At 58.5% G+C, this 7,112-nt stretch carries 10 protein-coding genes; 7 read left to right on the top strand and 3 right to left on the bottom strand.

Going from position 1 to position 7,112, the window contains the following annotated elements:
- Both ACH2EH_RS27085 and ACH2EH_RS27080 read right to left on the bottom strand, forming a co-directional pair.
- The coding region (locus ACH2EH_RS27085; protein WP_395146625.1) for a molybdopterin-dependent oxidoreductase at positions 1-884 on the bottom strand (884 nt) is incomplete at its 3' end.
- A 55-nt stretch (positions 885-939) separates the two neighbouring features.
- Positions 940-1,968: a hypothetical protein gene (locus ACH2EH_RS27080; protein WP_395146624.1), complete on the bottom strand. Its 1,029-nt coding sequence runs from the start codon at positions 1,966-1,968 to the stop codon at positions 940-942.
- A 142-nt stretch (positions 1,969-2,110) separates the two neighbouring features.
- On the opposite strand from ACH2EH_RS27080, the gene ACH2EH_RS27075 reads away from it, so the two are divergent.
- From ACH2EH_RS27075 to ACH2EH_RS27045, 7 genes are all read left to right on the top strand, one after another.
- A complete protein-coding gene (locus ACH2EH_RS27075) occupies positions 2,111-2,239 on the top strand; it encodes a DUF4926 domain-containing protein (RefSeq protein ID WP_395146622.1) in 129 nt (42 codons plus the stop codon).
- Between the two features lie 7 nt (positions 2,240-2,246).
- Positions 2,247-2,831 (top strand): hypothetical protein, encoded by a 585-nt coding sequence (locus tag ACH2EH_RS27070; protein WP_395146620.1) that lies wholly within the window; start codon positions 2,247-2,249, stop codon positions 2,829-2,831.
- 108 nt (positions 2,832-2,939) lie between these two features.
- On the top strand, positions 2,940-3,956 hold the full coding sequence (locus ACH2EH_RS27065; protein ID WP_395146618.1) for an aspartate-semialdehyde dehydrogenase: 1,017 nt from the start codon (positions 2,940-2,942) through the stop codon (positions 3,954-3,956).
- A gap of 2 nt (positions 3,957-3,958) precedes the next feature.
- Entirely contained in the window at positions 3,959-4,591 is a 633-nt protein-coding gene (locus tag ACH2EH_RS27060; RefSeq protein ID WP_395146616.1) for a Uma2 family endonuclease, read from the top strand.
- Complete coding sequence (gene dapA / locus ACH2EH_RS27055; protein WP_395146614.1) at positions 4,591-5,487, top strand: 4-hydroxy-tetrahydrodipicolinate synthase; 897 nt, start codon at positions 4,591-4,593, stop codon at positions 5,485-5,487. The genes ACH2EH_RS27060 and dapA overlap by 1 nt, the downstream gene beginning before the upstream one ends.
- Positions 5,484-6,140: an MOSC domain-containing protein gene (locus ACH2EH_RS27050; RefSeq protein WP_395146612.1), complete on the top strand. Its 657-nt coding sequence runs from the start codon at positions 5,484-5,486 to the stop codon at positions 6,138-6,140. Before dapA ends, ACH2EH_RS27050 begins: the two co-directional genes overlap by 4 nt.
- 7 nt (positions 6,141-6,147) lie before the next feature.
- The gene (locus ACH2EH_RS27045) at positions 6,148-6,873 is read left to right on the top strand and encodes an NlpC/P60 family protein (protein ID WP_395146610.1); all 726 of its coding nucleotides are present in this window, start codon (positions 6,148-6,150) and stop codon (positions 6,871-6,873) included.
- Here ACH2EH_RS27045 and ACH2EH_RS27040 read toward each other — a convergent pair.
- Positions 6,842-7,112 (bottom strand): aldo/keto reductase (locus tag ACH2EH_RS27040; protein WP_395146608.1); only part of this gene is annotated, 271 nt, incomplete at its 5' end. The two genes, ACH2EH_RS27045 and ACH2EH_RS27040, sit on opposite strands and share 32 nt — an antisense overlap.

The raw sequence follows: 7,112 nt of genomic DNA, 5'->3' as shown, positions 1-7,112 counted from the left end.
GTGCCGAAGAGGGATGCGCCGGTGAGATCGGCGTCGGTGAGATCGGCGTTTTCGAAAGCCGCGCCTTCTAGGTCGGCATCGGTGAATTTCGTGCGGGTGCAGTTGGCATTTTCTAGGTGCGCGTTGGAGAGGTTGGCGCGGGTGAAGTCGGCGCGGGTGAGGTTTGCGCCCTCGAAGTGCGCGTCGCGGAGCTTGGCGTCAGCCGCTTTCAGCCCTGTGAGATCGCGTCCCCGAAGATCCACACCACGCAGGTCCAGCCCCGAAAAGTTGCGGCTTGCGAGGGCACGCTCCAATATTTTGGGGTTCACGCTAGAGGTGATGTAGCGCTCCTCGCGCCACGGGTCGGCGTTGTTGTGGTAACCGATCTCGTCTTCCCAGTACCCCCATCTATCTTCCCTAAGTAGCTCTATGCGCTCCAGCCACTTGACCGACTTATAGAAATAGCGCCCTGGAGTGACCACGCGCACGGGGCCACCGTGAATTTCTTCCAGTGGCGCTCCATCGGCGGTGAAGGCGACCAGGCATCCAAGCCCCAGCGCCTCCGAAAGCACCAGCGATGTACTATGCTCTCTGTCGGAGCGTGCGATAAACGAGATATATTTTGCCTCGGATAGCGGCCCGCCGCAGAGCGCGAGTAAGTCCGTCAGCAACAAGCCCGTAAACGCAACCCCGAGCTTACTCCAGCGCGTGACGCAGTGAATATCGTGGGCCTGCGTCACCTGTGGCAGGTTCAGAAGCTCGTCTAAACCAAACACCCGCTGCTCCGTCACCAACCCATGCACTGTCACGTTCCACGGCGACAAATCCCCCGCACGCGGCGCTTTCTCCCCGACCACGGGCCACTTCCCCGGCGCGGCGAGCTTCTGATTGGGCGGCAAGTTCATGCGCCTATTTTACCAGGGGGTGTGCGGGATATGCCGGGGATTGGAAATCCCCGGCTCAGAACCGTGCTAGCGGCTTCACTCCGCGCTGCGTTTCTGAGAGCGTTTCTAGTTCGCGCCAGAGGTCGTAGGTTAGCAGGGGCTCGTGCGCCCAGAAAGTCGCGTGGTACTCGCCTGCTCCACCTCCCCAGTCCCAGCCATATGCCCAGCCCGCAGTCCGGCCTAAACGAACCAGCTCGTGCAAATCGCTGTGGTGAATACGCTCACGCTCTTCCTCAGGATGCTTGAGAGGTAGCTCGTTCTGGTCAATGATCTGGCGCAAAATTGCCTTCGGGTTTGCCAATCCGGAGAGAATGTAGCCGTAGATGGGATCGTCGTCCTGTCCGGTTCCGCAGAGTGTATGAAACGCCGCCCGAGATTTACAGGAGACAAGGAGGGCGTAGTTCGTTCGTCCGTAGGAGTCTGTCCATGTTTTTCTGCCATGTTCCTGGCACCAGCGTAGCCCTGCGATTTTCTGCTCCTCTGAAGGATCGGCCAGCCAATGCAGAAGTACGTACGGCGGGTTTTGCTCGATCTCGCTCCGCCGCCACGCCCATTCACCCTCAATACCATGGTCAAAGAAAATTGCGCCCTTGAGCTGTTCTTCTAGATTTGTCAGATTATCGTAGCGGGCTAGGATCAAATGGTCGAGCGTCTTGCGCTTCTTCCAGTCTCGGGTCTGCTCCTGCGCCACGCAGTGTGCGGTCAGTGCATCGGCGAGGGTGGCGTCCTCCGTGACAAAGGCGGTGATGTGCTCACTGTAACTGAAGCTCCAGGAGCAAAGCGCCCAAGTAAAGCTCGCCGCGAGGAGCGTGGCTTTCTGGATCAGTGCCTCGCGGTAGAGCGTCCCGCTGGGAAATTCGACGGTGAACTCGGGCACATCGCCGAGTCGTGCGCCATGAAGTGCGCGGAGGCTCCCGGTGGTTGTCGGGACACTCTTAAAGTCTTGTACAGAAAATGCAGGCTGGCCCTCGGCGACGACAAACGTGGTGAGCGCCGCTTCGATGAACTCGCGGTGGAAGCGAGGGCTGAAGAGGATTAGGTGCATGGTGGGAGAACTATACCGTCTTTGGGACAGGCGCGGTATTATGCGGAAAACTACGATGGATACACTCAAACTTTTTGATGTGGTTGCGCTTCTGAAGGATCGGCCTGAAGAGGGGCTGGTGCGAGGCTAGGTGGGGGCTGTTGTGGACGAATATGCGCCTGGTGTCTTCGACGTGGAGTTTTCTGACACACAAGGAAAAACCTACGCAATGGCAATTGTTCCTCCTGCGGAGCTAATGCGGCTTTGTCATCAGCTCTCGCAGGCGGCATAGGTGGTTTATGGATAAAGATACTATTGAGTTCGTTTTGGCAGCGGCAGAGAGCTATGTGGCGTCGCTAGATGACGATGAAATGGGCTATGAGGAATTTGAGGCCGAAACTCAGCTCATAGATGCGTTTGGGATTCAGGAAATAGGCGATGCTGCCCACCGCTGTGCCACATGGCTCTGTGTGCTTGCTTCACAGAAAGTGCTCTATGGGTGGGTGGCTCTGGAATGCGAGGGCGATCTTCCTAGCCAAACTATTGAGGCGGTCTCCAAGTGGGTTCACAAAGGAATTGAACCTATGGACTGGCAACTTCTCATCACTCCAGCCCAAGCCCGACGGAAAGGGCGAGTGATTATGGACTGCGATGCCTGCCGTGCGGAGCCTATCGCGAGTGCCGTTGCTCATACCGCACGATTTGCGAGGACTGCCGTTTCCACAGATGCGGCTCAGGTTCTCTGTGACGTTTTTTCAGCAATTAGCGAAGGAGTGTATTGGTCGGAGCGAGACCCGATGGACTTTCAAAAGTGGGTTGGGATGGTTGCCATCCCTGCGGCTCTTGAACTTCGTAGCCTCTCCGAAGCCGATCTGTATTCGTAGGCGACGAAGTCTGTTCTGCGGGTCCTCGGGACGCTCCTTGCTGGGAGACGGGGATTTCAATCCCCGGCCCCTCGCCCGGAGTTTTGGGGCGCGGTATCATGGTATGCAATGAAGCAATACCATGTTGCCTTGGCGGGCGCGACGGGCGCGGTCGGGGCGGAGTTTTTGAAACTGTTGGCGGAGCGTGACTTTCCGCTCGCCTCGCTGAGCCTGCTGGCATCGGCGCGTTCGATGGGCAAGACGATACCGTTTAAGGGCGAGAAACTTCCCGTCACTGAGTTGACCGAGGACTCGTTTAAGGGCTGCGATATCGCGTTTTTCTCGGCGGGCGGGGGGCGCTCGAAGCAGTACGCACAGGCGGCGGTGAAAGCCGGAGCGGTCGTGATTGATAACTCGTCGGCGTTTCGTATGGATCCCGACGTGCCGCTGATCGTCCCGGAGGTGAACCCCGACGATGTGCTACTCCACAAGGGCATTATCGCCAATCCGAACTGCTCGACGATTATTCTCCTGATGGCCCTCGCGCCGCTGCACCATCGCTGGCCTGTGAAGCGCGTCGTGGTGAGCACCTACCAGGCGGCGTCGGGCGCGGGTGCAGCGGCGATGCGCGAGCTCGAAGTGCAGGCAGGCGAGCTACTTGCGGGCAAGCCCCCGACCAAGGAGATCTTTCCGCACCAGGTGGCCTTTAATCTCTTCTCGCACAACACGGCGATTAACGAGACGGGCTACAACGAAGAGGAGCTGAAGATGGTCAAGGAGACCCGCAAGATTCTCCATGCGCCCAATCTTGCCGTCACCGCGACGTGCATTCGCGTCCCAGTTCTGCGAGCGCACTCCGAGAGCGTCAATATTGAGTTTGTCGGAGAGCGGCCCAGCGTTGAAGAGGCCCGAGCGGCGATTGCGGCGTTTCCTGGCGTGATTCTGGTAGACGATCGCGAGGGCAATAACTTTCCGATGCCCATTGATGCCACGGGCCGTGACGAGTGCTTGGTCGGGCGGATTCGCGAGGATCTCTCACACCCCAATGCGCTCGATCTCTTTGTGGCAGGCGACCAGATCTTAAAGGGCGCGGCCCTCAACGGCTACCAAATCGCCGAACTTTTGATCCAGCGAGGAGTAATTTAGCCATGCCACAGACCGTTCAACAACCTACCGAAAATGCTCCTGCGCCGTTTCGGATTATCTGGACACGTGAGGACTGTGAGCGCTTTGAGAATGATGGCTTACTGATTCCAGGAAAATATGAGCTGATTGAGGGAGAGATAATTCGAAAAATGCCACAGAATCGTCCACATAGTGCAGGGATTAGTCGTCTTTTTGCCTGGTGTCTTTCGGTGTTTACGATGGATTTTGTCCAGACCCAAGCAGCGATAAATGTCTCGCCAGAAGACAATCCCACGAGCTTTCCTGAGCCTGATGTGTTTGTGCTTAATCGCTCGATTGCCTATTTTACGAGTGCGTTTCCCACTCCAACAGATTTAGAGCTTGTTGCTGAGGTATCGGATTCTACGCTTGCCTTTGATCTCTCGACCAAGGCGGGGCTGTATGCGCGGGCGGGGAGTATGGAATACTGGGTGCTGGATGTGATCGGGCGGGCGCTGACGGTGCATCGGGAACCGAGCAACGGGCGCTACCAGAGCGTCGTGCGCTACGCCGCCGATGAGAGCGTGGCAACACTTGCAAAGCCTGCGAAGCAGGTTGTGGTCTCGGCGCTCTTGCCGCCACTGGCCCCTGTAGAAACAAAAGAGGAAGAGAACTAATGCGTGGAATGCGGCCCCGGTGGGGGTATGTGGTGACGGCGATGGTGACACCTTTTCAGGTGCACGGTGCGATTGATTTTGTTGAGGCCGTGGCGCTGGCGAAGTGGCTCTTAGACAATGGCTCGGATGCGCTGGTGATCAATGGCACGACGGGCGAGTCGCCGACCACGAGCCGTGAGGAAAAAGCGGCGCTGGTGAAGATGATTGTGGACGCGATTGGCTCTGAGAAAGTGATCGCGGGCATCGGAGGGAACAACACGGCCGAGGTGATCGAGGCCGCGCACGATGCCAAAGCCGCCGGTGCCGGAGCGCTTCTTGCCGTCGTGCCCTACTACAATAAGCCGAGCCAGGAGGGGCTCTACCAGCACTTCAAGGCCGTGGCGAGCGCCACGGAGCTGCCCGTGATGCTCTACAATGTCCCTGGGCGCACGATCACTAACTTAGAGCCCGCCACCGTGATTAGGCTCGCTGCGGACTGTCCGACTATCGTGGCGATTAAAGAAGCATCGGCGAATCTTCAGCAAGTGGGGGATATTATGTTGAATACTCCAGAAAGCTTTGATGTCTACTCTGGTGATGATGGCACGATTCTCTCGACATTGGCGCTCGGTGGTGCGGGCGTGGTAAGTGTGATCTCGCATGTCATTGGCTCGGAGCTTCAGGCGGTGCATCAGGCATGGTTTGCCGGCAACCAAGCCAAGGCGGCAGAACTCTTCCTCAAGACACTGCCCGTCGCGAAAGTGATGTTCTCAGTTCCCTCGCCCGCCCCGACCAAGTGTGCACTTCGGGCATTTGGCCTGAACGTCGGGAAAGTGCGCCTGCCGCTCGTGGACTGCAATGAGCACGAGACGGAGTCAATCCTGAGTGTCTTGCGGGAGCACGGGCTTTCCGTATGAGCCAGACGATTCACACGCAGCTGATTGGGCAGCCACAAACTCACACGGATAGTAAGGGGGAGTGGCGCACGGCGATCTATCGGGCGGCAGTGACCGGCTCGGTGGCGCTGGAATTGCGTGGGCTTGTAGGCGATAAAGTTGCCGATACGAAGCACCATGGCTCCAAAGATCAAGCCGTCTGTGTGCATCCGCTGGCGCACTTTGAGCACTGGAGTGGTGTCTATGGCACTCCGCTTGCGCCGGGAGCTGTTGGAGAGAACTGGACTCTGACGGGCAGCGAGGCCGACGAAACTCTGGTCTGTATTGGGGATATTTACGCTATTGGGACGGCGCGGGTGCAGGTCTCACAGCCGCGCTTTCCGTGCAGCAAACAAGAACGTAAGCTAGGGATTAAGGGCTTTCTCAAAGCTGTGATGGCCACGGGCAAGTCGGGCTGGTACGTGCGCGTTCTCACTCCCGGTGCCGTCGAAGCGGGTGATATGCTGGCTCTGGAGAGCCGCCCGGAGCACGGCCTGACCGTAGACGATGCCAACCGAGGGCTACTGGGGAAAGAGATCAATGTCGCTCTGATCGAGCGTCTGCTAGAGATCCCGGAGCTCTCGGCTGTTTGGAAACGCGGCCTGCGGCGACGCTTGGGTAGTTTACAGGAGTAAGAAACGCATGACGACAAGACGGCAACGACGACGGATTAAGCTCTACACTTGGGGAGCGCTGGTGCTTCTTTGCCTGGTGCTTGCACTGATTCCCATCCAGAGTGGCCTGGTGCGCAAGCTTCTTGTCGGGAGTGTCTTTGTCGCCTGGGCGGGCGGCTTATTTTTGTTCTGGAGCGTGGTCGTCGCGCGGATTGTCTTTCTTCTGCCACTCGCCGCTGCCGTCGGGCTGGCGCTGATGCCCTATCGAAATGCTGATGGGGTGCGGATGCAGGCAACCTACACCACCGCGCTCAAGAGCTATGAGGGTGTCCCGTATATCTGGGGAGGCGAGAGCCGGTGGGGGATAGATTGCTCTGGTCTGATCCGCTGCGCTATGATAGATACGTGTTTCTTGGAGGGCTGGCGCACCAAAGACCTCGGGCTCCTGCGCTCCGCCGCCGCCCTCTGGTGGTACGACGCGTCGGCCAAGGAGATTGGGGAAGGCTACACAGCGCGCACCTACGTGACCAACGCGAGCACCACGCTCAATACAGCAGACTATACCAAACTCCATCCTGGGGATCTTGCCGTCACCCAGAGTGGGCAGCATATTCTGGCATATCTGGGCGGGAAGACCTGGATCAATGCCGACCCCAAGGGTAAGTTTGTCGTCGTGAGCAAGACCGCCCCGGATACGAAAGATGCCTGGTTCAGCACGCCCGTCAAGCTGGTGCGCTGGTATCGCCTTCAGTAAGCCACGCGGCTTCGTCGGGTGTGAGCGTGAGAGATGCGGCCCCGAGAGCCTCTTGGAGATGCGCCTCCTTCGTGGTGCCAAAGAGCGGGAGCGTCGGCAGGGGGAGGCTACGGAGCCACGCCAGCGCGATCTGCGTTGCCGTCGCGCCGTATTGCATTGCCAAGTGCTCCGCCCGCTTGCGTCTGATCGCGTTGTCGGGCGTATCGTAGAGCCGAGCAGCCTTCCCTGCGAAGTAGCCC

This window comes from Armatimonas sp., from assembly GCF_043760365.1.
GTDB lineage: Bacteria > Armatimonadota > Armatimonadia > Armatimonadales > Armatimonadaceae > Armatimonas.
The sequence above is the reverse complement of the archived record's forward strand: the minus strand, read 5'-3'. Positions and strand labels throughout refer to the sequence as shown.